At 42.3% G+C, this 25,994-nt stretch carries 29 protein-coding genes and 7 tRNA genes; 30 read left to right on the top strand and 6 right to left on the bottom strand.

Features of this window, described 5'->3' with window-relative positions:
• Positions 1 to 17: 17 nt before the first annotated feature.
• Positions 18 to 623, bottom strand: coding sequence for a rhomboid family intramembrane serine protease (locus NSQ11_RS02635; RefSeq protein WP_007496491.1), 606 nt, complete (start codon positions 621 to 623; stop codon positions 18 to 20).
• A 94-nt stretch (positions 624 to 717) separates the two neighbouring features.
• Here NSQ11_RS02635 and acpS point away from each other — a divergent pair, with 94 nt between their 5' ends.
• The 14 genes from acpS (at position 718) to NSQ11_RS02705 (ending at position 11,710) form a co-directional block, all read left to right on the top strand.
• Positions 718 to 1,083, top strand: a complete 366-nt coding sequence (gene acpS, locus NSQ11_RS02640; RefSeq protein WP_017358398.1) for a holo-ACP synthase — start codon at positions 718 to 720, stop codon at positions 1,081 to 1,083.
• Between the two features lie 160 nt (positions 1,084 to 1,243).
• Positions 1,244 to 2,260 (top strand): outer membrane lipoprotein-sorting protein, encoded by a 1,017-nt coding sequence (locus NSQ11_RS02645; RefSeq protein ID WP_007496489.1) that lies wholly within the window; start codon positions 1,244 to 1,246, stop codon positions 2,258 to 2,260.
• A gap of 135 nt (positions 2,261 to 2,395) precedes the next feature.
• Positions 2,396 to 3,577 (top strand): alanine racemase, encoded by a 1,182-nt coding sequence (alr, locus tag NSQ11_RS02650; protein ID WP_342501250.1) that lies wholly within the window; start codon positions 2,396 to 2,398, stop codon positions 3,575 to 3,577.
• 293 nt (positions 3,578 to 3,870) lie between these two features.
• A complete protein-coding gene (locus NSQ11_RS02655) occupies positions 3,871 to 4,152 on the top strand; it encodes a hypothetical protein (protein ID WP_003214273.1) in 282 nt (93 codons plus the stop codon).
• A 4-nt stretch (positions 4,153 to 4,156) separates the two neighbouring features.
• Positions 4,157 to 4,507, top strand: a complete 351-nt coding sequence (gene ndoA, locus NSQ11_RS02660; RefSeq protein ID WP_003214169.1) for a type II toxin-antitoxin system endoribonuclease NdoA — start codon at positions 4,157 to 4,159, stop codon at positions 4,505 to 4,507.
• A 114-nt stretch (positions 4,508 to 4,621) separates the two neighbouring features.
• The gene (locus tag NSQ11_RS02665; RefSeq protein ID WP_007496484.1) at positions 4,622 to 5,452 is read left to right on the top strand and encodes an RsbT co-antagonist protein RsbRA; all 831 of its coding nucleotides are present in this window, start codon (positions 4,622 to 4,624) and stop codon (positions 5,450 to 5,452) included.
• A gap of 4 nt (positions 5,453 to 5,456) precedes the next feature.
• Positions 5,457 to 5,825, top strand: a complete 369-nt coding sequence (gene rsbS, locus NSQ11_RS02670; RefSeq protein WP_003214235.1) for an RsbT antagonist protein RsbS — start codon at positions 5,457 to 5,459, stop codon at positions 5,823 to 5,825.
• Positions 5,826 to 5,827: 2 nt separating this feature from the next.
• On the top strand, positions 5,828 to 6,229 hold the full coding sequence (locus tag NSQ11_RS02675; RefSeq protein ID WP_003214085.1) for an anti-sigma regulatory factor: 402 nt from the start codon (positions 5,828 to 5,830) through the stop codon (positions 6,227 to 6,229).
• Positions 6,230 to 6,239: 10 nt separating this feature from the next.
• Positions 6,240 to 7,247, top strand: a complete 1,008-nt coding sequence (locus tag NSQ11_RS02680) for a PP2C family protein-serine/threonine phosphatase (protein ID WP_008346904.1) — start codon at positions 6,240 to 6,242, stop codon at positions 7,245 to 7,247.
• A gap of 59 nt (positions 7,248 to 7,306) precedes the next feature.
• Complete coding sequence (locus NSQ11_RS02685; RefSeq protein ID WP_008346902.1) at positions 7,307 to 7,636, top strand: anti-sigma factor antagonist; 330 nt, start codon at positions 7,307 to 7,309, stop codon at positions 7,634 to 7,636.
• Positions 7,633 to 8,121, top strand: coding sequence for an anti-sigma B factor RsbW (gene rsbW / locus NSQ11_RS02690; protein ID WP_007496471.1), 489 nt, complete (start codon positions 7,633 to 7,635; stop codon positions 8,119 to 8,121). Before NSQ11_RS02685 ends, rsbW begins: the two co-directional genes overlap by 4 nt.
• Positions 8,087 to 8,875: an RNA polymerase sigma factor SigB gene (gene sigB / locus NSQ11_RS02695; protein WP_025206796.1), complete on the top strand. Its 789-nt coding sequence runs from the start codon at positions 8,087 to 8,089 to the stop codon at positions 8,873 to 8,875. Before rsbW ends, sigB begins: the two co-directional genes overlap by 35 nt.
• Entirely contained in the window at positions 8,875 to 9,474 is a 600-nt protein-coding gene (locus NSQ11_RS02700) for a PP2C family serine/threonine-protein phosphatase (protein WP_008346897.1), read from the top strand. Before sigB ends, NSQ11_RS02700 begins: the two co-directional genes overlap by 1 nt.
• Positions 9,475 to 9,550: 76 nt before the next feature.
• A complete protein-coding gene (locus NSQ11_RS02705; protein WP_342501251.1) occupies positions 9,551 to 11,710 on the top strand; it encodes a Tex family protein in 2,160 nt (719 codons plus the stop codon).
• 19 nt (positions 11,711 to 11,729) lie between these two features.
• On the opposite strand, the gene cmpA is transcribed toward NSQ11_RS02705, so the two are convergent.
• Positions 11,730 to 11,864 carry a cortex morphogenetic protein CmpA gene (gene cmpA, locus NSQ11_RS02710; protein ID WP_008346893.1) on the bottom strand — a complete coding sequence of 45 codons (135 nt, stop codon included), beginning with the start codon at positions 11,862 to 11,864 and terminating at the stop codon, positions 11,730 to 11,732.
• 99 nt (positions 11,865 to 11,963) lie between these two features.
• On the opposite strand from cmpA, the gene NSQ11_RS02715 reads away from it, so the two are divergent.
• The 15 genes from NSQ11_RS02715 (at position 11,964) to NSQ11_RS02785 (ending at position 21,480) form a co-directional block, all read left to right on the top strand.
• Positions 11,964 to 12,437 carry a SprT family protein gene (locus tag NSQ11_RS02715; RefSeq protein WP_048001249.1) on the top strand — a complete coding sequence of 158 codons (474 nt, stop codon included), beginning with the start codon at positions 11,964 to 11,966 and terminating at the stop codon, positions 12,435 to 12,437.
• Positions 12,438 to 12,630: 193 nt separating this feature from the next.
• Positions 12,631 to 13,608, top strand: a complete 978-nt coding sequence (locus NSQ11_RS02720; RefSeq protein ID WP_048001248.1) for a thiamine pyrophosphate-dependent dehydrogenase E1 component subunit alpha — start codon at positions 12,631 to 12,633, stop codon at positions 13,606 to 13,608.
• 20 nt (positions 13,609 to 13,628) lie between these two features.
• Positions 13,629 to 14,666, top strand: coding sequence for an alpha-ketoacid dehydrogenase subunit beta (locus NSQ11_RS02725; protein WP_048001247.1), 1,038 nt, complete (start codon positions 13,629 to 13,631; stop codon positions 14,664 to 14,666).
• 17 nt (positions 14,667 to 14,683) lie between these two features.
• Positions 14,684 to 15,814, top strand: coding sequence for a dihydrolipoamide acetyltransferase family protein (locus NSQ11_RS02730; RefSeq protein ID WP_048001246.1), 1,131 nt, complete (start codon positions 14,684 to 14,686; stop codon positions 15,812 to 15,814).
• Positions 15,815 to 15,832: 18 nt separating this feature from the next.
• Positions 15,833 to 17,212 (top strand): dihydrolipoyl dehydrogenase, encoded by a 1,380-nt coding sequence (gene lpdA / locus NSQ11_RS02735; protein ID WP_048001245.1) that lies wholly within the window; start codon positions 15,833 to 15,835, stop codon positions 17,210 to 17,212.
• Between the two features lie 108 nt (positions 17,213 to 17,320).
• Positions 17,321 to 19,168 carry a sigma-54-dependent Fis family transcriptional regulator gene (locus tag NSQ11_RS02740; protein WP_048001244.1) on the top strand — a complete coding sequence of 616 codons (1,848 nt, stop codon included), beginning with the start codon at positions 17,321 to 17,323 and terminating at the stop codon, positions 19,166 to 19,168.
• A 209-nt stretch (positions 19,169 to 19,377) separates the two neighbouring features.
• Positions 19,378 to 19,452: transfer RNA gene (locus tag NSQ11_RS02745), tRNA-Asn, on the top strand.
• Between the two features lie 4 nt (positions 19,453 to 19,456).
• Positions 19,457 to 19,547: transfer RNA gene (locus NSQ11_RS02750), tRNA-Ser, on the top strand.
• A gap of 9 nt (positions 19,548 to 19,556) precedes the next feature.
• Positions 19,557 to 19,628: transfer RNA gene (locus NSQ11_RS02755), tRNA-Glu, on the top strand.
• A gap of 24 nt (positions 19,629 to 19,652) precedes the next feature.
• Positions 19,653 to 19,727, top strand: a tRNA-Gln gene (locus tag NSQ11_RS02760).
• 31 nt (positions 19,728 to 19,758) lie between these two features.
• A tRNA-Lys gene (locus NSQ11_RS02765) sits at positions 19,759 to 19,834 on the top strand.
• Positions 19,835 to 19,841: 7 nt separating this feature from the next.
• Positions 19,842 to 19,924 (top strand) — tRNA-Leu (locus NSQ11_RS02770).
• Positions 19,925 to 19,972: 48 nt separating this feature from the next.
• A tRNA-Leu gene (locus NSQ11_RS02775) sits at positions 19,973 to 20,056 on the top strand.
• A gap of 157 nt (positions 20,057 to 20,213) precedes the next feature.
• Positions 20,214 to 21,008: an alpha/beta hydrolase gene (locus NSQ11_RS02780; RefSeq protein WP_048001243.1), complete on the top strand. Its 795-nt coding sequence runs from the start codon at positions 20,214 to 20,216 to the stop codon at positions 21,006 to 21,008.
• Positions 21,009 to 21,276: 268 nt separating this feature from the next.
• Positions 21,277 to 21,480, top strand: coding sequence for a cold-shock protein (locus NSQ11_RS02785; RefSeq protein WP_003214229.1), 204 nt, complete (start codon positions 21,277 to 21,279; stop codon positions 21,478 to 21,480).
• A gap of 258 nt (positions 21,481 to 21,738) precedes the next feature.
• On the opposite strand, the gene NSQ11_RS02790 is transcribed toward NSQ11_RS02785, so the two are convergent.
• Together NSQ11_RS02790 and NSQ11_RS02795 are read right to left on the bottom strand one after the other, a co-directional pair.
• Positions 21,739 to 22,200, bottom strand: a complete 462-nt coding sequence (locus tag NSQ11_RS02790; protein ID WP_048001242.1) for a CarD family transcriptional regulator — start codon at positions 22,198 to 22,200, stop codon at positions 21,739 to 21,741.
• Positions 22,201 to 22,450: 250 nt separating this feature from the next.
• Entirely contained in the window at positions 22,451 to 23,500 is a 1,050-nt protein-coding gene (locus NSQ11_RS02795) for an NAD(P)-dependent alcohol dehydrogenase (protein WP_048001241.1), read from the bottom strand.
• Positions 23,501 to 23,723: 223 nt separating this feature from the next.
• On the opposite strand from NSQ11_RS02795, the gene NSQ11_RS02800 reads away from it, so the two are divergent.
• Positions 23,724 to 24,125: a MerR family transcriptional regulator gene (locus tag NSQ11_RS02800; protein ID WP_017358457.1), complete on the top strand. Its 402-nt coding sequence runs from the start codon at positions 23,724 to 23,726 to the stop codon at positions 24,123 to 24,125.
• A 42-nt stretch (positions 24,126 to 24,167) separates the two neighbouring features.
• On the opposite strand, the gene NSQ11_RS02805 is transcribed toward NSQ11_RS02800, so the two are convergent.
• Both NSQ11_RS02805 and NSQ11_RS02810 read right to left on the bottom strand, forming a co-directional pair.
• A complete protein-coding gene (locus NSQ11_RS02805) occupies positions 24,168 to 24,899 on the bottom strand; it encodes a glycoside hydrolase family 16 protein (protein WP_017358456.1) in 732 nt (243 codons plus the stop codon).
• Positions 24,900 to 25,143: 244 nt separating this feature from the next.
• Complete coding sequence (locus NSQ11_RS02810) at positions 25,144 to 25,854, bottom strand: alpha/beta fold hydrolase (protein ID WP_017358455.1); 711 nt, start codon at positions 25,852 to 25,854, stop codon at positions 25,144 to 25,146.
• Positions 25,855 to 25,994: the final 140 nt, after the last annotated feature.

Consider the following 25,994-nt stretch of genomic DNA (forward strand, 5'->3'; position numbering starts at 1 on the left):
CGACATTTTTTATGAGCTTAATAGCGTCGTTTTTTTGAATGGAAGAATAGAGTGATCGGTGCTAGGATCATGCCGCCTATCAATCCAAATAAGTGGGCCATGATGTTGATGTTCGAGTTGACGAACGTCATAATAACAGAGACGCCGAGAATCGTTAAGATCACCTGAGAATTACCACGGTCCATCATATGCGGTTTAAATAGGACAAGATAAAGATAGACGCCAAATAAACCAAATATCGCACCAGAAGCCCCGACATGTACGTACTCTAAAGGCTCCACCCAATAGGTTCCGAGATTGCCAATGAATCCAGCACCCAGATAAATCACAAGAAATCGAACCTTTCCAAGCAAATACTCAAGTGCTGGAGCGAATAGGAAGAGCGACATGGAATTGAACAGAATATGTGTCAGACTTCCGTGAAGAAAAATAGGCGTTAAAAGCCGCCACCATTCTCCTGCTGCAACACCATAATTAAAACCAACGAGATGGTCCTGCCCAAGCTGGATCATTGGAATAGGGATCGCAAATAAAAGCCATAGGCCGATTTGCAAAGCAAGGATCGCTGTTACGATTGGATACGATCTAATAAATTGTTGAAAGCTCTCCGTTCGAATAAACATAACAAACCCCTTTTGACTAGATAATGGTAAGTTTATAGTAACACGTTTATGAAGCGAACATCCAAATTAGTACGAGTATCATAGGAGGTACCTCATGATTAAAGGAATCGGTATGGATATTGTAGAGATCGGCCGGCTGTCACGAGTTCTTAGCAGGCAGCCCCGTTTACCAGAACGAATTTTGACTTTACGTGAACAGGAAGTCTTTCACACACTAAGTGAAAAGAGACAGCTGGAGTTTCTGGCAGGGCGTTTTGCGGCGAAAGAAGCATTCGCAAAAGCATACGGTACGGGAATTGGTCAGTATATAAGCTTTCACGACATCGAGATACAAAAAGATGCGAACGGAAAACCCCTCATCAAAAGTGAGAAAACAAAAGAAGACTACGTTCATGTATCCATTACACACACAAAAGAATATGCTGCAGCACAAGTTTTAATTGAAAGGTTGTCAAGCTAGTCTGCATATTGTTTGTCCCCCCTTCATATATTGGGTAGTGCGATAAGGAAGGGCGAGTTGCTAACAGGCTTTGATGGTTCGCGGTACGCAGTTAACTCTTGAGGCGTACTGTTAAAGTCAAACAAGCGGTTTCTTCCTTTTAACACAATTAACGAAGGGGTTGAAAAGGGTGAGAAAAAGCTTTGTTTTGCTTGTAACGGGGATCCTTTTTGTATTGATTCTCTCCGCATGCGGTCAAAAATCTCAACAAGATATCGTTGGAGATTTAAACAAAAAGGCAGAGGAAATGACATCATACAAAGCCAAAGCAAAAATGACCATTGAGACAGGAAATGATCCGCAGGAATACCATGTGGAAATTTGGTACAAGAAGCCGGAGCTTTACCGTGTCTATTTAGAAAATCCGAAGAAGGATCAGAGTCAAGTCATTTTAAGAAATGGCAATGGTGTATTTGTGCTGACACCTTCATTAAACAAAAGCTTCCGCTTCCATAGTGATTGGCCGAACAACAGCAGTCAGGTGTATTTATTTGAATCACTTGTGAAAGACATTAAAAATGACAGTGCAGCTCAGTTCAAAGCAAAAGAGTCGAAGTACGTTTTTGAAACAAAAACCAACTATCAGCACAACCAAATGCTGCCGACCCAAGAGATTACCTTTCATAAAAAAACAATGGCGCCTGCTAGTGTGAAAGTACTGGATAGCGATAAAAAGCCAATGGTGAAAGTAGAATTCTCTCACTTTGAATTCAACAAATCCTTTGACAAAGACGCCTTTGATGAGAAGAAAAATATGACACTTTCTCAAATGGATGTTGCCACAAGCGCAGATCCATCTGACAGCTTTGCTGTGAAAACGCCTGTGGATATGCCAGAGGGCGTGAAGAAAATGGAAGAGAAAGAAATGACAACAGATGCTGGAAAGCGGTATGTGATGACGTATGGCGGAAAGAAATCCTTCACGCTCATTCAGGAAAAAGCGCGGGTAGCAGAAGCGTCTACGCCTGTGACGATGAATGGCGAGCCAGTCGATCTTGGCATGACAGTGGGTGTTCTGACAGACAAATCTCTTTCTTGGACATCTGATGGAGTTGACTACTTGATTTCTTCAAGTGATTTATCGAAGGAAGAGCTCTTGATGGTTGCAAAGAGTGTAGAGGGCCAGTCAGCTAAATAAATACCTCAGGCGAGAGCCTTAGAAATGAAAGATCAGCCCTATACAAGGGCTGATCTTCTTTGATTTGTTTCACTTTATTCCTGATTTTTAGTATCATATGAGGGGATTGAATCATTCAATAGGGAAGTGTGACGGATGGACACAAACGCCTTTTATAGAGACACATGGGCAGAAATTAATTTATCAGCAATTAAGCATAATGTTTCACATATGAAAGATCATATCGGTCAAAATGTTCAACTAATGGCTGTGGTGAAAGCCAATGCATATGGACATGGAGATATAGAAGTGACAAGAGCTGCTCTCAAAGCAGGAGCAGACGTATTAGCCGTCGCCTTTTTAGATGAGGCCATTTCTTTAAGAAATAAAGGCATCAAAGCCCCGATTCTTGTGCTCGGCGCAGTACCGTCAGAGTATGTCAAAGTCGCCGTTAGATACAACGTTATCATGACCGCTTACTCGATCGATTGGCTGAGAGAAGTCGTCAAAGTGATGAAAGGGCAGATGGGACAACCCATTCGTTTCCACTTGAAAATCGACAGCGGCATGAATCGGTTAGGTGTGAAAACAATCGAGCAGGTGAGCGAAGTAAAAGAGCTTGTCCACGATCATTCTTTTTTACAGCTGGAAGGCGTATTTACTCACTTTGCCACAGCGGATGAAAAAGATGAAAACTACTTCGGTATGCAGGTTGATACGTTTAAAACATTGCTTCAACCGCTTCATACGGACAAACTGCTCATTCATTGCGCCAACAGTGCAGCAGGTCTAAGGTTTAAAGACACTTTATTCAATATGGTTCGTTTTGGCATCAGTATGTACGGGCTGTCGCCGTCGGAAGAAATCAAAGATGAATTGCCGTTTCAACTGGAAGAAGCATTATCTCTTCATACAAAACTTGCACATGTAAAGCCCATTCAAAAGGGTGAGAGCGTGAGCTATGGTGCAACTTATACAGCGAATCAAGATACATGGATTGGTACGATTCCAATCGGGTATGCAGACGGCTGGATCAGGAAGCTTGCCGGAACAGAAGTGCTCGTTGGCGGAAAACGCCGAAAGATTGCTGGACGGGTGTGTATGGATCAATTCATGGTTGATTTGAAAAAGGATATTCCGGCAGGGGAGCCAGTCGTGCTCATCGGCACACAAGGCGAAGACAGGATATCTGTCGATGAAATAGCCAAACGGCTTGAAACCATTAACTACGAAATCACTTGTTCTGTTGGCTACCGCGTCCCAAGAGTCTATATAGAGGACGGCGAAAGGGTTCATGTACGTAATCCGCTGCTTCAAGGCGGGCCAAGCTTTTTATAAACAGCATCCACGGGAACGATGTTCAAACTGACATCGTTCTCTTTTATTCTACAAAGGCATCATAAACATTCTCCCTTTTTTAGAGATTTTGGAAATACCGTATGATTTTCGGAAAAAAGCGTATAATGGGAAAGAGGAACTCCATTATCATCTTGATTTACGGGTGGCGAGCCGCTTCATGTTCTAATAAGAAATCATGAAAAAACAGCTTTGCTTGTGCATTGAATAATGGTATGATTAGTCTTGGAATGGATCGAAACGGTATCCGTAAGTTTTGTGGAGGTGTATGTTTTTTGTCTGAATCCAGCGCAACAAATGAAATGAAGATTCGACTGCCGGAGGCTTTAATGTCTGAGATCGAACGAGTAGCAGAGCAGGATAAGGTAACAAGAAATGAATTGATCTACCGAGCGACAAAAACGTATATTCGTGAACGTAATATTCGACAAAATCGTGAATCGATGAGACGCGGCTACATGGAGATGGCGAAAATTAATCTGAATATCTCTTCAGAGGCACAATACGCAGAATTTGAGGCTGAGAATACAGTTGAGCGATTAGTCAGCGGGGGTTAAACATTTGATTGTTAAACGCGGTGATGTTTACTTTGCTGATTTATCTCCTGTTGTTGGCTCCGAGCAGGGCGGGGTTCGCCCGGTATTGGTGATTCAAAATGACATTGGAAATCGCTTCAGCCCGACTGCTATCGTTGCAGCCATAACAGCCCAAATACAAAAAGCGAAATTACCGACTCACGTCGAAATTAATGCAAAGCGCTACGGCTTTGAACGAGATTCTGTCATTCTTTTGGAACAGATTCGTACGATCGATAAACAAAGATTGACAGATAAAATCACACATCTTGATGATGAGATGATGGAGAAGGTTGATGAAGCCTTACAAGTTAGTTTGGCTCTTATTGATTTTTAATATGGTGATACTTGGTTGCTCTACTGGGAGCAACTTTTTTTGTGTTCAATTTTTTTTAACGTTATAATGAAGAAAGACTAGAGAAGAGCTTTAAATGTAAGTAGGGGGTAAAACATGTCGAATCATATCGTGTTAGCTTTTGCAAGAAAGCACCAAAAGGAATTAGAAAAAGAGTGGACGGACATTTTAAAACGACTCGGAGAAAAAGAAACGGACATGATGCTGAACGACAAAATGTATGAAACCATCTGTTCGGAATATGTTCAACTCATCATTACATCTCTTTCAGAGGGGGATCATGAGGATTTTGAAGAAAAAGTGCAAAATTTTGCTTTAAAAATTGTTCAAATGGGTATATCACTTAAGTTACTGGCAAACGGTCTAACAGAAATCCGTACACATTTATATGAAAAAATGAACGATGACAAAGATACAACACAAGAAAGTCATGACCTCATCTGGCAAATCGATCGATTCATCACACCCATCCATAATGAGATCTTAAACCAGTATTCCATCTCATGGGAAAAAACCGTCAGCCTTCAAAAAATTGCGCTGCAGGAACTTTCTGCCCCGCTAATCCCTGTATTTGAGCACATCACCGTCATGCCACTTGTTGGAACAATTGATACAGATCGTGCGAAAAAAATTATGGAGAACCTGCTTAATGGTGTCGTCAAACATCGCTCACAGGTCGTCTTGATTGATATCACGGGTGTACCTGTCGTGGACACAATGGTGGCCCACCATATCATTCAAGCGTCAGAGGCTGTGAGATTAGTAGGAGCGAAGTGTTTACTTGTCGGTATTCGCCCAGAAATAGCCCAAACGATCGTTAACCTTGGAATTGATTTATCTCAGGTTACAACAAAGAATACCCTTCAAAAAGGAATTCAAACTGCTTTGGAAATGACAAATCGAAAAATTGTTTCATTGGAGGGATAACCAATTGAGAAATCACCCGAAGATTCCAATCTTAAAATTATATAATTGTCTTCTGATTTCAATACAGTGGGAGCTTGATGATCAAACAGCTCTTCACTTTCAAGAAGACTTGCTGAATAAAATTCATGAAACAGGAGCAAACGGTGTGGTCATTGACTTAACATCCGTCGATATGATTGATTCATTTATCGCCAAGGTATTAGGTGATGTGATCACCATGTCCAAGCTCATGGGGGCAAAAGTTGTATTAACAGGAATACAACCGGCAGTCGCTGTGACGCTTATTGAACTTGGCATTTCACTGGAAGAAATTCAGACAGCACTAGATCTTGAACAAGGGCTTGAGACACTGAAGCGGGAATTGGGGGAATAGATATGAAAGACCAATCCTGTGTAAAAATATTGACGGAATGGGACATAGTCGCAGCAAGACAATTGGGGCGCAATGTTGCAAAAGAACTTGGTTTTGGAACAGTTGACCAAGCAAGAATTACGACGGCCATTTCAGAATTAGCTCGTAACATCTATTTATACGCTGGTAAAGGTCAGATTTGTATAGAAGAAGTAATGGAGCGCGGAAAGCGTGGACTCAAAGTCATCGCAGCCGATGAGGGTCCTGGCATTATGGATATACGTAAAGTAATGGAAGACGGATTTTCTACATCAGGCGGACTCGGAGCAGGCTTGCCGGGCGTCAGAAGACTGATGGATGAATTTAAATTAGATTCCGCACCAGAACAAGGAACTGAGATACAAGCTGTCAAGTGGCTTCGCTAGGAGGGAAACCATGGATTTTAAGGAGGTAATGGAGCAGCGGTATCATCAGCTGCTCAGTCGTTATATCAGTGATTTAACTGAAACATCGCTTTATCAAGCTCAAAAATTTAGCCGTAAAACCATTGAGCATCAAATACCTCCTGAAGAAATAGTGAGTGTTCACCGAAAAGTGATTCAGGAGCTTTACCCTGATTTGCCGGAAGATGTCTTTCATTCACTAGACTTCTTAATTGAAGTCATGATTGGATACGGACTTGCCTACCAGGAGCATTTAACACTAAGAGGCATCCAGCAAGAAATTAAGTCGGAAATTGAAATTGCTGCAAATGTTCAGCAAACCCTTCTGGAAACGAAAATTCCAGAAGGAGACACATTTGATATCGGAGCCATCAGTGTGCCGGCAAAACAGATGAGTGGGGATTATTACCATTTCGTAACAGATCACGATACAATCAATATCGCGATTGCAGACGTCATTGGGAAAGGCATTCCAGCTGCGCTCTGTATGTCGATGATTAAGTATGCGATGGATTCCTTGCCAGAGTCAGGCAGCGGTCCAACGAAAGTGCTCAAAACCCTTAATCGTGTGGTCGAGCAAAACGTAGACCCAAGCATGTTTATCACCATGTTTTATGGCAGCTATAATAAAGAAACACATGAATTTAAGTACGCATCGGCTGGACATGAGCCGGGCTTTTTCTATTGCAAAAAAGAGAATCAATTTTACGATTTAGATGCAAAAGGTCTTGTCCTTGGAATCGCACCAGACTTTGATTACAGGGAGTATGAGCAGCATTTGGACGTAGGAGATATGGTGATCTTATTTTCAGATGGGGTCACCGAATCCAAGTCAGAGGACGGCTTCTTAGAGCGCGAAGATATCAAAGCGCTCATAGCAGAGCATCTTTCCTATTCAGCACAGGAAATGGTCGACGCTATCTATGCAAGCTTACTCAAATTACAAGATTTTCAGCTTCACGATGACTTTACTTTACTTGTCCTTAAAAGAAAGGTTTAGAAAGTGAATATGCGGGTATATAAAACTTTAGGAAACAAGAATTTCGAGGTGAATGCATAATGAATATGTCTGTAAAAGAGCATCAAATAGATCATAAGACGAAAATTAGTGTCAGCGGAGAAATCGATGTGTACTCTGCTCCTGAGCTGAGAGAAACCCTTATGCCCAAAGCAGAGAAAGGAGAGCATCTTGACATTTGTCTGAAAGATGTTACTTACATGGATAGTACAGGTTTAGGTGTGTTTGTTGGGCTGTTCAAAGCGGCTCAAAAAGCAGGAGGATCATTAAAGCTTGAGAACTTGTCGGATCGGCTTGTCAGATTGTTTGAAATCACTGGACTAAAGGACATCATTGACATTTCTGCAAAGTCAGAGGGTGGGGTACAATGAACGAATCAGTAGATCTAATCGAGATGAAAATACCGGCGAAACCAGAATACGTAGGCATCATTCGTCTGACTCTTTCAGGCGTTGCAAGCCGAATGGGCTATGCCTACGAAGAGATTGAGGACTTGAAAATTGCCGTCAGTGAGGCATGTACTAATGCAGTTCAGCATGCCTATAAAGGTGCAGATGGCGAAGATGGAGAGGTAGCGGTTCGCTTTCTTGTCTATGAAGATCGTCTAGAAATCATTGTCGCTGATAAAGGCGGTAGCTTTGACTTTAAGCAAAAGCAGGAAGACCTAGGGCCGTACACATCTGCTCATACGGTGGATCAATTGGCAGAAGGAGGTCTTGGTTTATACTTAATGCAAACATTGATGGATGAAGTCGAGGTGCAAGCAAACTCCGGAGTTACCGTGGCGATGACAAAGTTTTTAAACAGGGAGCGAGTTGACCATGACACAACCATCCAAAACTATGAAACTAACTAAAGATGAAGTGGATCGCCTCATTCAAAGCTATCAATCCAACCATGACGAGCAGGCGCAGCTAACACTAGTTGAGTGTTATACAAATCTTGTGGATATGCTCGCGAAGAAATACTCCAAAGGAAAAAGCTTTCATGAGGATTTAAGACAAGTTGGAATGATTGGTCTACTCGGCGCAATTAAGCGTTATGATCCACTTGTCGGTAAATCATTTGAGGCATTTGCCATTCCAACCATTATCGGGGAAATCAAACGCTTTTTACGTGATAAAACATGGAGTGTCCATGTACCAAGACGAATTAAAGAGCTTGGACCAAGAATCAAGATGGCAGTTGATCACCTGACAACGGAAACGCAAAAGTCACCTAAAGTACAAGAAATCGCAGAATATCTAGATGTAACAGAAGAAGAAGTTCTTGAAACAATGGAGATGGGCAAAAGCTATCAAGCGCTGTCTGTTGACCAAGGCGTAGAGGCTGATTCTGAAGGAAGCACTGTGACGATTTTAGACGTCGTCGGCTCACAAGAAGAAGGGTACGAACGTGTAAACCAAAAAATGATGCTTGAAAGTGTGCTTCACGTTCTGACAGATAGAGAAAAAGAAATTATCAATCTCACGTATTTGCAAAATAAAAGCCAGAAAGAAACAGGCGATTTACTCGGCATATCTCAAATGCATGTATCAAGGCTGCAGCGGAAGGCAGTTAAAAAGCTACGAGATGCATTGTCAGAAGATGCGTCTATGGAGCTAGGGTAATGAAGCAGATCGAACAGCATGAGCATGTAAACGCCATTATCTATCAATCGAACAAAGAAGGAAAATCATGCTGCGGGGACAGTTTTTTTATTAAAGCAGATGATGAAGAACTAATTTGTGCTGTAGCAGACGGATTAGGCAGCGGCCAGTTCGCCAATGAATCATCTTCTTTAGTCAGCGAAATTGTCGAAGAATATGGACATGAGGATGTAACAACCCTCATTGATAGATGCAATCAGGCCATGAAAAATAAACGTGGGGCCACTGTAGCCATATTAAAGGTGAATTTTTCCCAGCAGCAGTTTACCTATTGTTCGGTTGGCAATATTCGATTTATCTTGAATGCACCTTCTGGCGACTATATTTATCCACTTCCGACATCAGGATATCTATCAGGTAAACCTAGAAAATACAAAACATACACCTATTCCTACGAAAAAGGATCGACATTCATTATGTATTCCGACGGACTGAATGTGCCAAACATGCGAATGTGTTTAAAGCATAGCCATTCAGTTGCAGACATCGCCAAACAACTTGAAACATACACACAAGACAAGAAAGACGATCTCACCTATGTACTTGGTCAGCTTACATGAAATAGCTGACCTTTTTTCTGTTTTGCCGGTTTTTTTGATACACTAAAAGAGAAGACACAGTGAGAGGATGCAAAGTATGAAGACATCTGACTTTTTATTGAAACAAATTGCGACAGAATTAAAGCTTTCAACAAAACAAATTGGAAGTGTGATCCAGCTATTAGAGGATGGCAATACCGTCCCGTTTATTGCACGTTACCGGAAAGAACAGACAGGCTCGCTAGACGAGGTGCAAATTCAAACCATTTCGGAACGCTATACATATATCCAAAATGTGACGAATCGAAAAGAAGAAGTGATTCGCTTAATCGCTGAACAAGACAAATTAACAGATGAATTAAAACAGAAGATCGAACAGGCGCATAAGCTGCAAGAGGTCGAAGATTTATATCGACCATTTAAACAAAAGCGTAAAACAAAGGCAAATGTAGCCAAAGCAAAAGGACTTGAGCCGCTGGCGGAGTATTTACTGCAGCTGCCAAACGATGAGATCAAAAAGAAAGCATCGGCTTTTATTAATGAAGAAAAAGAAGTCACAACCGCAGAAGAAGCACTAGAGGGCGCCCAGCACATCATTGCTGAACAGCTTGCGGATGATCCTGATATGCGGAAATGGATTCGCAGTGAGACGTACCAAAAGGGAAGTCTTGTCACATCAGGAAAAGACGTTGAAAACGACGAGAAAAACGTCTATGAAATGTATTACGACTATCAAGAGCCGATTAAAAAAATTGTGCCTCATCGTGTACTTGCGGTCAACCGAGGCGAGAAAGAAGGGATTTTGAAAGCAGCCATCGAACCACCTGCTGAAAATATTCGTTTCTACCTCGATAAACAAGTCTTAAAAGGCAAGCAAACGACGGCGAGACCTTACATTGAAGCGGCCATTGATGATGCATATAAACGCCTGATTCAGCCATCAATCGAACGAGAAATACGAAAAGAGCTGACAGAAAAAGCAGAGGAACAAGCCATTCATATTTTCGCTGAAAACTTAAGAAAGCTCCTGCTTCAACCGCCGATGAAAGGGAAACGTGTACTTGGGGTGGACCCTGCGTTTCGTACAGGCTGTAAATTAGCCGTCGTGGATGATACAGGAAAAGTCCATCATATTGGCGTCATTTATCCGCATCCGCCTGTACAGAAAAAAGCGGAAGCCAAACAAAAAGTGAAAGAAATCATTCAATCATCCAACATTGAAGTCATTGCGATCGGAAACGGAACAGCCTCAAGAGAGACCGAACAATTCATCGCAGACTTGATCCAAGAGCTGGACCAGCCAGTTTCATATTTGATCGTGAATGAAGCAGGGGCAAGTGTATACTCTGCATCTGCGCTGGCAAGAGAAGAGTTTCCAGACTTGCAAGTGGAAGAAAGAAGTGCCATTTCCATCGCCAGAAGGTTGCAGGACCCATTAGCAGAGCTTGTCAAAATAGATCCAAAATCTGTCGGTGTGGGACAATACCAGCACGATGTGAGTCAAAAGCAATTAAACAGCTCGTTAACCTTCGTGGTGGAGACGGTCGTCAACCAAGTCGGTGTGAACGTTAATACAGCTTCACAAGCACTGCTGCAATATGTGTCAGGTCTTTCAAAAGCCGTCGCAGGGAACATTGTCAAGCGTCGCGAAGAGATTGGGAGATTCACAAGCAGAAAAGAGCTGAAGGATATCCCAAGGCTTGGTGCAAAGACTTATGAGCAGTGTATCGGCTTCCTGCGCATCACAGATGGACAAGATCCACTTGACCGCACGGGTATTCACCCTGAAAGCTATAAAGAAACAAAACAGTTCTTACGCATGATTAAGATGACGCCAGACGATCTTGGAACAGAACAGTTAAAAGAGAAAATTGCAGGGGTGAAGCTGGACGAAGCAGCAGAACAGCTTGAAATTGGCTCAATCACTCTTCAAGATATCATTGATCAGCTCACAAGACCTGAGCGTGATCCGCGCGATGAAGTACCAAAGCCGCTTTTAAAAACAGATGTATTGAAATTAGAAGACTTGAAGCAAGGGATGGAGCTACAAGGAACGGTGAGGAACGTCGTAGACTTCGGCGCATTCGTTGATATTGGCGTCAAGCAGGATGGACTTGTCCACATTTCCAAGCTAAGCAATCGATTTGTGAAACATCCGCTCGACGTGGTATCAGTTGGTGACATTGTGACCGTATGGGTAGACTCCGTTGACCAGGCAAAAGGCCGGGTCGCTCTATCGATGCTAAAACCAGAGTAAACAAAAAACGAGGCGCACCTTAGGATGGGGTGTGCCTTGATGTGACTGAATGTTTTTTTCTATAGAAGTACCAGCATTGATTGAGTAATTTGATTTGATAATGATTTTTCTCATAAAATGCTTTCTGCATCTGATTTTTCAGCCAGTTGGGCATCGCCCATTCCTCCTTTGATCAAAACAGTGGGTGTACCTTCAATGTATGCAAAGGGGAAATTGTCCCGTTCGAGGTTTTTATAGAAAGGAACGATCTTGATTGAACGAAAGAGAGTTACAGCAGTTAACAGAAGACATTTCAGAGCAGTTCTTTGGTAAGGCGTTTCGCCATCAGGCTGTTTTTAATCCACGTCTTAAAACGACAGGCGGGCGATATTTACTTGGAACACACAATATCGAATTGAACCGCCGATACCTAGAAGAACATGGACGAGAAGAATTAATCGGGATCATCAAGCATGAGCTGTGTCATTATCATCTGCATCTTGAGGGAAAAGGCTATCAGCATCGTGACCGTTCCTTTAAAGAGTTATTAAAACAAGTAGGAGCCCCGCGTTTTTGTACAGCGCTAAAGACCGTACAAAATAAACGACGTGGACAGAAGCGACAAGAATATGTTTGCACAGGATGCGGTCAGTATTTTATGAGGAAAAGGCGAGTTGATACCTCTCGTTATGTGTGCGGCGTCTGCAAAGGAAAATTAAAATGGCAGCGTACAATCGGTTCAGAGTGATATGCATTCCTTTATGGGATGCTTTTTTTTGTGAGATGAAGTAGACATATTGAGACAAATAGAGACGCGAGTCTCATTTTGTCTCTTTTTTGATCGATGGGAATCGCTCAAATCCTAAGCTTTCAAGCGCCATGATGTTGGCACGCTTTTTGCTTGTATAGAAGTGCAAGCAAAAAAGATAGGAGGTTTTATCATGGAAAAGGCACTTACAAAAGAAAAAGCCGTTTGGATGTATCAAAAAATGCAGGAAATTCGCCAATTTGAAGATCAAGTACACATGCTTTTTACAAAAGGGATCTTGCCAGGTTTTGTCCATCTTTATGCTGGTGAAGAAGCTGTAGCTGTAGGAGTCTGTGCTCATCTGAATGAACAAGACAGTATTACAAGTACACACCGCGGCCACGGTCATTGTATCGCCAAGGGCTGTGATCTAAAAGGAATGATGGCAGAAATCTATGGAAAAGCCACAGGTCTTTGTAAAGGTAAAGGTGGATCTATGCACATTGCAGATTTTGATAAAGGAATGCTTGGTGCCAACGGAATTGTTGGAGGCGGCTTTCCACTTGCGTGCGGGGCAGCACTCACGGCTAAATATAAAAAGAAAGATAATGTAAGCGTTTGCTTTTTTGGGGATGGTGCTAACAATCAAGGGACTTTTCACGAAGGAATCAATCTCGCCGCCATCTGGAAACTGCCAGTCATTTTCATCGCAGAAAACAATGGGTACGGGGAAGCGACGCCATTTTCGTATGCTTCAAGCTGCAAATCAATTGTGGATCGAGCGGCCGGTTATGACATTCCTGGGATTCAAGTAGACGGAAAAGATGTGACAGCCGTTTATCAAGCAGCAGAACAAGCGATAGAACGAGCAAAAAATGGAGAAGGTCCGACATTGATTGAATGCATGACATATCGAAATTATGGTCATTTTGAAGGAGACGCTCAGCGCTACAAAACCAATCAAGAAAAAACCGAACATCAAGAAGAGAAAGATGCCATCACTCTTTTTAAAAATGAATTATTAAAGCAGCAGCTGCTAACAGATCAAGAAATATCAAGTATTGAAGCGTCTGTAGCAGAAGCGATAGAGGAAGCCGTGAGATTTAGTGAAGAAAGTGAATATCCAGATCATACTGAATTGCTAACTGATGTGTATGTTTCGTATCAATAAATCTGAAAGGAGAGAGGGAAATGACAAGAGAAATCAGCATGTCTAGTGCTTTGAATGAAGCGATTAAACTGGCAATGAGAAGAGACGAAGATGTCATTTTAATGGGGGAAGATGTTGCGGGAGGTGCTCATGTAGATCACTTACAGGATGATGAAGCATGGGGCGGTGTTCTTGGTGTAACAAAAGGGATTGTTCAGGAATTTGGGCGTGAACGTGTCCTTGATACACCGATTAGTGAAGCTGGCTATATAGGTGCGGCCATGGCAGCTGCTTCAACAGGATTAAGACCAATTGCGGAGCTTATGTTTAATGATTTTATCGGTACTTGTTTGGACCAAGTGCTGAATCAAGGCGCAAAATTTCGATACATGTTTGGTGGAAAAGCAGAGGTGCCTATCACGATTAGAACGACACATGGGGCGGGTTTTAGAGCAGCTGCCCAGCATTCACAAAGTTTGTATGCGCTATTTACAAGCATCCCTGGTTTGAAAGTAGTTGTACCTTCTTCACCATATGATGCCAAAGGGCTGCTGCTGGCAGCCATCGAGGATCAGGACCCTGTCATCTTTTTTGAAGACAAGACGCTTTACAATATCACAGGAGATGTGCCGGAGAGGTATTACACATTGCCGCTTGGTCAAGCAGATGTGAAGAGGGAAGGTTCTGATGTAACCATCTTTGCGGTGGGCAAACAAGTGCATACAGCACTCGAAGCGGCAGAGCAATTGTCTGCTCAAGGTATTGAAGCGGAAGTGATTGATCCAAGAAGCTTGTCGCCGCTCGATGAGGAGGCCATTCTGACTTCAGTAGAAAAAACAAATCGACTTGTCATTGTCGATGAAGCAAATCCAAGGTGCGGAATTGCCGCAGATATCTCTTCTTTGATTGCAGATAAAGGATTTGATTTACTGGACGCACCAATCAAAAAAGTGACGGCTCCTCATACACCGGTGCCATTTTCACCACCTCTTGAAGATATATATTTGCCAACACCTGATAAAGTTGTGAACACCGTATTAGAGATGATTGGCAGGAGTCATGACAAGATCTTGAACTAAAGAAAGGAGAGAGGGAGATGGCTGTCGAAGTTGTGATGCCTAAATTGGGCATGTCGATGAAAGAAGGAACGGTATCTGTCTGGAATAAAGAGGTCGGTGAGGCCGTAAATAAAGGAGAAAGCATTGCAAGCATCAACTCCGAAAAAATTGAAATGGAGATTGAATCACCTGCTGAAGGAACCATTTTGGATATAAAAGTGCCTGAGGGAGAAGGTGTACCGCCCGGCACGGTCATCTGCTATATCGGTGAAGGAAATGAACAGGTGGAGAGAAAGAAAGAAAAAGAAATCCAGTCAAAACCAAAGAAAGAGAGAAAAAAAATCTCCCCTGTTGCCCGTAAAATGGCGAATAGCGCAAACCTAGACATTGATACGCTGGTGGGGACAGGACCAGGTGGAAGAATTACGAAAGAGGATGTGCTTCGTGCACTTCCTGAACGGAAAGAGAAGAAACAAAACGAGACAGTGCAACAGCCTATTAACATGATGCGGAAAACAATTGCCTCAAGAATGATGGAAAGCCTGCAAACAAGTGCACAATTAACCATTACGATCAAAGCGGACGTGACAAAACTGACAAACTTACAACAACAGCTGAATGAAACAGCCATCGCACGTTACGAGACAAAGTTGACCATCACCGATTTTGTAGCCAAAGCAGCGATCCTATCGTTGTTAGAACATCCTGCGATGAACAGTCAATATCATAACGGAGTTGTCGAAACCTTTGAGAATGTTCATCTTGGGATTGCTGCTGCGTTAGATAACGGATTGGCTGTACCTGTCATTCGGCATGCGGAGCGGCTAACGCTGATAGAGCTGGCGAAGGGCATTAAATTGTATGGTGAAAAAGCACGTGAAGGAAAGCTTCTACATGACGAAATCAAAGGTTCTACCTTTACCATCACCAATCTTGGAGCGTATGGTGTAGAGCATTTCACACCAATTTTGAATCCGCCGGAAGCGGGGATCCTTGGTGTCGGAACAATGTATGACACCCCTGTTTATCGAGAGGATGAATTGTGCAAAGGGACCATCCTACCACTCAGTCTTACGTTTGATCACCGCGTGCTGGACGGGGCGCCTGCCTCTGCATTTTTATCAACGGTCAAAGCACACTTAGAAGAACCAATATCCATTCTTTTATAGAAAGAAGGTGAATGTACCATGACACTGGTCATTATAGGAGGCGGACCAGCAGGTTATGTGGCGGCCATAACAGCCGCCCGTTTTGGCAGGGAGGTTGTGTTAATTGATCAAGGGCAGCTGGGAGGTACCTGCCTCAATGAAGGCTGTATCCCGACCAAAGCACTTTTGCAAAGCGCCGATATGTATGAGTATGTGAAATCGGCTGGACATTTTGGAATTGAGCTTCCAGAACATGAGCCTATCATTCAATGGAATGCTGTCCAAAAGCGGAAACAGTCTGTCGTCAAGCAGCTCACTGATGGTGTTCGTTACTTGATGAATAAAAACAAAATTACCGTGGTAAATGGGAAGGCTTCATTTCTATCAGCACATGAGCTATTCATAGAAAGTGAAGGGAAGTCTGAAATCATTCAAGCAAAACAAATCATTATTGCAACAGGGGCTGTGCCTGCGGCTTTACCGTTTGCACCTTTTGATGGCGAATGGATCATTCACAGCAAGGACGCCATGTCACTTTCTTCGATCCCAGATTCACTTTGTATCATTGGGGGCGGGGTGATTGGCTGTGAGTTTGCGAGCATCTTTAGCAGAATGGGATCAAAGGTTGTCATGGTTGAACGGGCAGTGCACATTTTACCAGAAGAAGATCGTGATACAGCACAATGTCTTCACGAGCAGCTCGAAGAAACGGGTGTAAACATTTTGACGTCCGCCGCAGTCAAACAGCTTGATTCCTCTTCAAGAAAAGTAGTGGTGGAGAATAATCAAGGAGAACGTTGTGACATCCAGTCGGATCTTTGCTTAGTGGCGATTGGCAGAACTCCGCAACTTGGAGAGTTGAATCTTGATCAGATTGGAATTGAATTTGATAGAAACGGAATCTACGTCAATGAACATATGCAAACCAATCTCCCGCATATTTATGCGTGCGGTGATGTGACAGGTGGTGTCCAGCTTGCTCATACTGCCTTTCATGAAGGGACGGTTGCGGCTTCCCATGCATCAGGTGAACATCTAAAGGTCAATGAACAAGTGATTCCGAGGTGCATCTACACCTCTCCAGAAATCGCGAGTGTTGGTTTAAATGAAGAGAGTGCTAGAAAACAATATGAGGAGATTCGGATAGGTACATGTGCATTTTCTGCAAATGGAAAAGCATTAATCTTAAATCAACCAGCCGGTCACGTAAAGGTCATTGTAGAGCCGCAATATCAAGAAATATTAGGCGTTTCAATCATTGGACCGAATGCAACAGAAATGATTGGACAAGCGGCGGTGATGATGCATGCAGAGTTGACCGCTGATACATTAGAGCAGTTTATTGCGGCACATCCGACACTTTCAGAGGCAATACACGAAGCCGTTCTGCAAACCATTGGAAGAGCGGTGCACTGCTGAAAGAGACTCCTTTTCTATCCAATTGACTTCTTGGGTTAGCCAATTGTAATTGAAAGCGCTTTTATGTTTATCTATAATGAATAAAAAGCCCCCAGAGGAGAGGATGGAATGAATCCGACGCCTTGTTATTTAAATACGTGGAAACGTTTTGTTCGTGAAGGTTTGCTTGATCAGTCTCGTCTGAATAAGAGAGTGGCAGAATCATGGCACAGGTGTAAACAGGCAAATGTGAATCCGTATTTAGGTAAAGGACAGTCGTTGTTAGAAAAGGAACGATTCAGTGCCCAAAAAAAGAAATATTCATTATTCCTAAATGCGGCTCTTCCTTACTTAAATAAAATCAATCAGCAATTAAAAGATTCTGATATGCTGGCCTTACTCATCGATGCAGATGGTTATGTGCTAAGTCTGACAGGAAGCGAAAGAACGATGGTGGAAGCCAGAAGAATTAATTTTATGGAGGGTTCACGCTGGACTGAAACAGATGTAGGGACAAATGCGATCGGAACGGCACTCGTCATCGGAGAAGCGGTGACGATCAACGGAACGGAGCATTTTTCTATCGCCTCTCATCATTGGAGTTGTTCAGCTGCTCCAATTCACGATGCGGACGGTACAATCATAGGGGTGATTGACATCTCCTGTATGACGGATAACAAGCACCCTTTTATGCTTGGAATGGCTTCAACGGTTGCTTATGCCATAGAGAGAGAAATTCAAGTCCAGCAAAAAAGGAGAGAGCTGGAGCTGATCACTCATTGTCTCCAGCAGGTGGAAGCAGATGAACCGTATGTGGTCTGTAATGAAAAAAAGCAAATTGTGTCTGCCAGCAGGTCGATTAGAGATCGATTTTCAGACTGGCATGGAATGGATGTTGAGCGGCTTAAGGATCATCCATTTGTTATCCGGGGAAAGCAGATCATTCAATCAGAGCAAGACGGGAAGGTGCTAGGCATATCCCTTTCTCTTGAAGAAGCAGCGAAAAGCAGCATGACCGTTTCTTTTGCTCAATTTCCCGGGGAATCAGGAACAAGTAAGGTATTTCAACAGACGCTTAGTGAGATGAAGAGAGCGGCACAAACAGATGCTCATGTGTATATTTGGGGAGAAACAGGGACAGGGAAGGAACTCGCCGCTAGAGCCATTCACTCCGCCAGTGAAAGGCATAAAGGGCCGTTCATTGCTGTTAATTGCGGAGCCATTCCTGAAAGCCTGTTAGAAAGTGAGCTGTTTGGCTATGCTGAAGGTGCTTTTACAGGAGCAAAACGTCACGGAGCTAAAGGGAAATTTGAACAAGCCCATAAAGGAACACTCTTTCTAGATGAAATAGGCGAAATCCCATATGCGATGCAAGTAGCGCTTCTTAGGGTGTTAGAAGAAAGGGCAGTCGTACCGCTCGGCGGGACACACGAAATCCCTTTGGATATTCGAATCATTACAGCGACTCACCGTAATATGAACGAACTGCTGAAGGAAGGAAAAATACGAGAAGACTTGTATTACCGTCTTCATGTCTATCCGATCAATATCCCGCCGCTTAGAGAAAGAAAAGAAGACATTCATGATTTGTATCGTTATTACCAAAAGAAGCATCACTGGAATGCAGCGTTTCCTGAATCATTTTTTCAGAAATTGCAGAAGTATCACTGGCCAGGGAATATACGAGAGCTTTTTAACCTGTTTGAACATCTAAGGGTCCTCTTTCCGAAAGGTGGATGGATTGGTGAATCGCAATATGCTTCAGTATTAGAGGCGATTGATCAGAAAAAACAGAAGCTGCATCCAGCAGAGCAACCGGAGACTTCAAAAGAACTCACATTCAGGGAACGCATTCAAAAGCAAACAGTGATAGACGCACTGCATAAAACAAAAGGTCATGTGTCAGAAGCAGCGAGGTTAGCAGGAGTGCCAAGAAGTACTTTTTATAAGTGGATGCGAAAGTTTCATTTGTCTTAATCTCATGTGGAAGGCTGCATCAAGGCCCTTGGTCTACGTGGAGGTCGGGGGCTTTCTGCCAAGTTAAACAAATGGCATGGAAAAAGGCTTGACTGTTATATTAGTATATGTTAAATTATAAAAGCCGTCGCTAATGAGACAGGAATGAAACACTTAAAAATTCTTGACACATTTTTCTGGCATAGATATAATGAAACATGTCTCATTATTCCGCAGTAGCTCAGTGGTAGAGCTATCGGCTGTTAACCGATCGGTCGTAGGTTCGAGTCCTACCTGCGGAGCCATAATGGAGAAGTACTCAAGTGGCTGAAGAGGCGCCCCTGCTAAGGGTGTAGGTCGCGTAAGCGGCGCGAGGGTTCAAATCCCTCCTTCTCCGCCATTATCATATGGCCCGTTGGTCAAGCGGTTAAGACACCGCCCTTTCACGGCGGTAACACGGGTTCGAATCCCGTACGGGTCATGTTTTCTTTTTATGTTGATTCGTTGGGCTATAGCCAAGCGGTAAGGCAACGGACTTTGACTCCGTCATGCGTTGGTTCGAATCCAGCTAGCCCAGCCATTTTTTATATATGTTTTTCTGCATAGCAGATGAGCCATTAGCTCAGTTGGTAGAGCATCTGACTTTTAATCAGAGGGTCGAAGGTTCGAGTCCTTCATGGCTCACCATTGTCACGCGGGTGTGGCGGAATTGGCAGACGCGCTAGACTTAGGATCTAGTGTCTTTATGACGTGGGGGTTCAAGTCCCTTCACCCGCATTGTTTTTTCAAACAGTGCACTTATGAATATATGAGCACATCATACACGCGGTCGTGGCGGAATGGCAGACGCGCTAGGTTGAGGGCCTAGTGGGTGAATAACCCGTGGAGGTTCAAGTCCTCTCGGCCGCATCTAAGAAACCAAAGGTTTTAGACCTTTGGTTTTTTATGTTTTCGAAGTGATAGAACCATTATCTATGGCAGTTTACGATAATATCAAGTTCAGTGAACCGAAGAATATTACTCAAATTGTGATAAAATTTTGAAGGTTAGGAAAGGAGGAAAATACATGTCAATTTACCATAAAGTCATTGGAGAGGGATTTCCGATCGTGATATTGCATGGTTGGACACTTGACCATCAAGTGATGTTACATGCATTGGAACCGGTATTTGAAAAACAAAGCGGTTGGAAAAGAATATACATAGACTTACCGGGGATGGGACGTTCCAAGCCGCATCCATCTATTCAGAACTCAGATGATATGTTAGAAGCGGTATTGCGTCTTTTGGACGAGATGATCCCTGATGAACAGTTCATTGTTTGTGGTTATTCGTATGGAGGGTACATAGCTAGAGGTATTGTTCATTCACGCCGGGAAACCGTTCGTGGATTACTGCTTGTGGCCCCAATGACTATACCTGTATTCGATAAAAGAGTCGTGCCAGAGAAGACCGTTCTAAAAAGTGACAGTCACTTAATTTCACAACTGTCTTCAGAAGAGGCGGATGAATTTTGCTCCATGGCCGTTGTGCAAGGAAAGATGGAATGGGAAAGATTCCGCGATGAAATTTACCTTCCTTCTAAACAAACAAATCATGAATTCATCAACAATATTCTTCAAAATGGATATGGCTTTACTTTCGATATTCCTTCTGAATTTCAGTATCCTACGCTCATTATCACAGGACGTCAAGACCATGTCGTCGGATATCACGATGCGTGGCGGCTGATCGAAGACTATCCAAGGGCCACTTTTGCAGTGCTTGATATGGCTGGCCACAACCTGCAGATTGAACAACCCGATGTGTTTCATTCATTAGTACATAACTGGTTAAATAGACTTGAGCCGGAAAATGTGTAGTATTTATCAATAAGAGTTTACTGGAGTGAGACGGAACTAGATTATTCTTTTTACCATCAAGCCACCTCTCTTATTTGAGTCACTATATCATGTGTGATATGCTTTTAAATCAACAAATTGCAATTATTTCCGATTCATGCTATAATAAAAAGTAATTATTTTTGTTCGGCGTAAAGGATAGTATGAAGATTGACTTTTCGTCTTGAGGGTACTTTGGGCAAGGATAGTATAATACATTGTGTGGTAAACGCACGAGGAGGCAACAATCATGGAACAAGGTACAGTAAAATGGTTTAACGCAGAAAAAGGTTTTGGATTTATCGAACGTGAAGAAGGCGACGATGTATTCGTACATTTCTCAGCTATCCAAGGTGACGGATTCAAATCTTTAGACGAAGGTCAAAAAGTAACATTTGACGTAGAGCAAGGTTCTCGTGGAGCTCAAGCTGCTAACGTTCAAAAAACTGCTTAATCTTCCTTTTTCAAAACAGGTTCTCTACAGAGGGCCTGTTTTTTTGCATGAAAAAACCCTACTTAGCGTACAAGTAGGGAGATGGTGCAAGGTATTCGTAAAAAATTTCATGCTTCAAAGGTTAGTAACAGTATATCATATTAGATTTACAAAATGCGGAATTTCCCTAAATAATTTCTTTTTCTTTACTGGTCGAAGATAGGGGGATTTGTTCGTAGAGAAAATGTATTCAAAAAATGGGGAAGCAGGTAGACAATATTAGCAGAAACTCTTGATTTGTTTTTCAGTGATTCCTTTGATGACTTCTAGCTCACTAAGCAAATAACCATGAGCATCGTCAAGCATTTTCTTTTCGCTTGCATTCAGTTTTTTTTCTTTCTTCATTCGCATGAGATCACGTACCACTTCAGCGCCTTCTAGTATGTGGCCCGTTTTTATTTTGTCTGTGTTGATTTTATATCTCTCTTTCCATGGCAATAACTTATCTGATGTTCCATTTTGGAAAGTGTGTATGATGTTCTTTAAGGCAAGTATATCTGTAACTGGTCTTATTCTTGACCTTGACATCTTCCTTGTAGGAATCATCACTTTCATATGGCTAACGGCCATTTTAATGACATAATACTGTTGTTTTTCATCAGAGAATTCTTTTTCTTCTATGGCTTCAATTATACCTGCTCCGTGCATTGGATAAACAATGTTATCACCAATTTGAAACATATCATCCGCCTCCATATCATGTATCTACTTTAAGGGTATCACACTTAGAGGTAAAATAATCAAATTTTTAATAATAACATGTTTATTTATTTTTTGTCAATAAATTTTGTTCTGAAAAAGAGAGGTTTTTTCATGTGAATTTCGGATGGTTTTTGATCATATCCTCAAGAATCCTTGCTACAAGAAAAACAGAATATCCATCATTAAAAAAAGACCAGCCATTGAGCTGGTCTTTCCAAATAGAATCCGATCATAATGTTGAAATATCAATCACAAACCGATAACGCACATCACTATTGAGCACACGTTCATATGCTTCATCGACTTGATTTGCGTTGATCACTTCAATTTGTGGTGCGATCTTGTGGGCAGCTGCGAAATCGAGCATTTCTTGTGTTTCTTGGATGCCGCCAACGAGTGAGCCGGCGATGCTGCGACGTCCCGTAATTAATGAAAACACATGGAAGTTGTCTGGCTTTGGTGGTGCACCGACGTTTACTAATGTTCCATCAACACGAAGTAAGGACAAATAGGCATCCACGTTGATATTGGCAGAGACGGTATTGAGAATGAGATCATATTGACCGGCTAGTGTCTTAAACGTATCAGGGTCACTTGTAGCAAAATAGTCACTTGCACCAAATGATAGTGCCTCTTCTTTTTTATTCAAAGAGCGGCTTAATACAGTCACTTCAGCGCCAAGTGCGCGTGCAAATTGAATGGCGACATGACCTAGACCGCCCATTCCGACAATCGCCACTTTTTTGCCAGGCCCAGCCTTCCAGTGTTTTAACGGAGAATACGTTGTGATGCCGGCACAGAGAAGAGGACTGGCGACATCGAGGGAAAGCTGGTCAGGAATATTGACAACAAATCGTTCTGTCACAACAATTTTCTGACTGTAGCCGCCGTAAGTTGGTTCTCCATCATAATCCAGGTTATTATAAGTTTGAACGACTCCTTTCTTGCAATATTGTTCATCTCCATTTTGGCAATATTCACATGTACCGCAAGAATCGACAAAACAACCGACGCCTACACGATCACCAATGTTGAATTTCGTGACAGCATCCCCAACAGCTGAAACAACTCCAGTAATCTCATGACCCGGAACCATTGGGAAAATACCGCCGCCCCATTCATCAAAGGCACTGTGGATATCTGAATGACAGATCCCGCTAAACTGAATATCAATTAAAATATCATGTGGACGAAGGGCTCTTCGTTCAATGGTTGTCCGTTCAAAGTTTGCTTTTGCATGGGAAACACTTAAAACGTTTGATTGGTGCGTCTGACACATTCTTGATCATCCTTTCAAAAGTAAGATTCGGTCCTTCCTCTATACTGTACGTCTTAAAGTGAACTTTAAGTCAACATAGAACCCTCTGATCGCCTCAATTCAGGCTTTAGCATCAACCTTGAATCAAGATTTGAGCCAAAAGTATCTTGTCTTCTCGATTAAAATGGAGATGATGGGAAAAGGGAGATCGTCAAGTAAGAGAAAGAAGAGAAGGGTGAAAATAATGAAAATAGCACAAGCCGCCAAGCAGCTCGATTTATCTACTGCTACGCTCAGGTATTATGAGAATATAGGTTTAATTAGACCGATCAGGCGTGATGAAAATGGTGTTCGTGAATATACAGAAGAAGATATTCAGTGGATAGAATTTATTAAATGTATGAGAAATGCGGGTCTGTCAATTGATGCTCTTAGAGAATATACGGCTTTATTTATCGAGGGAGAGGATCGTACATTGTCCTCAAGGAAGAGTATTTTGGTCAATGAGAGAGAAAGACTCGTAGACAAACAAAAGGAAATCGAAGAAACGATTAAACGGTTAGATTACAAGATCGAAAGTTATGAAGATATTATCCACAGTTATGAACAAAAACTAGTTCATCAATTAAAAACGAGCTCTATTTAAATGAAGAAAAACCTGTGACTTGTCACAGGTTTTGTGATGTGGTTATCTTTTTGTGTAACGCACCCAATTGTAATGAGCGTAAAGTGGGGTAACACCGTTGTAGGAGCCGAGCCATTCATCGACACCTGCACCATTCCATAAGTTCATCATAATCTTTCCCGGTGTTTGAGGGATTTGAGTAGTAGCCGTGTGTTTTAATTGACCGTCCACATACCATTTAATTGAGTTAGGCTGCCAGTCGAACGCATATGTGTGATAAGAGTTTGCTGCATCAAAACCAAGGTTGACGATCTTTTCATGATTTCCGACACCATTGGTATAGTAGTTAAACTGAACCTTTGTCGTATCTTTTCCTAGAAATTCGATGTCGATTTCATCCCAAGGCGTACCATCAGTCGGTCCCGTATAAGTAAAGAACGAAGACACGATCCCAACATTTTTTGCTGGTTTCATGCTGACTTCATAAAGCCCATAGCCATATGTTTGAGTGGAACGATTTTCCCCGCAGTCAAACTTATTATAGGAAGGACTTGTGAGCGATAACCGCATTTCCCCTAACGACGTCATGGAGACATTGTTTGCACGCCACGTACAGTTAAACATGTTTCCATTAGAGTACCCATCAGCTTTTTGCCATAACCCGGTATTGTAATTGTTAAAGGGTTCATAGAATGATCCACCAGTTTGTGCCGAGGCACCAGCTGTAAATGTGGACAAGCTCAAGCATAACCCAGCGACAAGCAGCATCAGCATCCGTTTTACACGATAAGACATATAAGCATTCTCCTCTCCTTTTTGGAAGCGCTTTCTTAATTGATCATACATGATTCTTGTAAAATGGAAAATCGGTCTAATTTCTGATATTAAGCAGTTGAGTTTGATAGAATCTTCTCTTATTTCATGGGAATTGAGGTATCAATAGAAAAGGATCAAAAACGCCAGTAGTGATGATTGGGTTTTTCATCCTTTACATATGTTTTCTCTTTTTCATCTCAAAATATTTATCTCTTGCTGTTTACTATCTTTCTGTAACTGCAATATCTAATAAACAGTCCACAAGCTCTTTTTTTCTAGAATAGAAAGGGAAATGATCGGCATCAAGGGTATAGATGCGCTCAAAAGGTTTAGTGGCATACATTTGTCTTTGCAAGTCAACCGGAATGGAGCGATCATTTGTTGTTTCAATATAGACACTGGGCACTCTTCCAAATCTTTCATTGGTTAATGAAACTTGATCTTCAAAAGGCTGAACAGGCTGTGGACGTATCTTCTTTTTAAACAATTGCAGATCTTCCTCCGAACTTTCGTTGAGCATATCCTCCGCAATGAATTCTTCCATTAATGTGATGGTCTGATTCTTTTCGTCAAACGTTGCTTTAGGACCGCCTGATGCGATATCACTAATAGCTTGTCCGTTTTCAGGAACAAATGCACAGACATATACTAGTTTTTTGATCTTGTCTGGAATGTTCTCAGCTACTTGTGAGATCACCATCCCGCTCATACTGTGTCCAACTAAAATGACGGGTTCGTCTATTTTTTCAATCGTTGTGACGACTTTGTTTACATAGCTCTCTAATGATACGTCCTGTGGAGGCGTGGCGTCTTCGCCACTGCCAGGTAAATCAATTGCTATCACTGTATGACCTTTCTGTTGAAGAGAAGGTTTTATTTGGTCCCAGCACCAGCTTCCTTGGAATGCACCATGAACGAATAGGAATGTATTCAATCCAATCACCTCTATCACTTTTTGTAACCATTATAGTTACAACAGGTGGATCAGTCAAATGATAGTAAAAATCGCAAAAAAAGAATGATTGACAAAGCGGACAGTTGTCCGTAAGATAATACCGGGACAATTGTCCTAAA

Source organism: Bacillus sp. FSL W7-1582 (assembly GCF_038593325.1).
GTDB lineage: Bacteria > Bacillota > Bacilli > Bacillales > Bacillaceae > Bacillus > Bacillus altitudinis.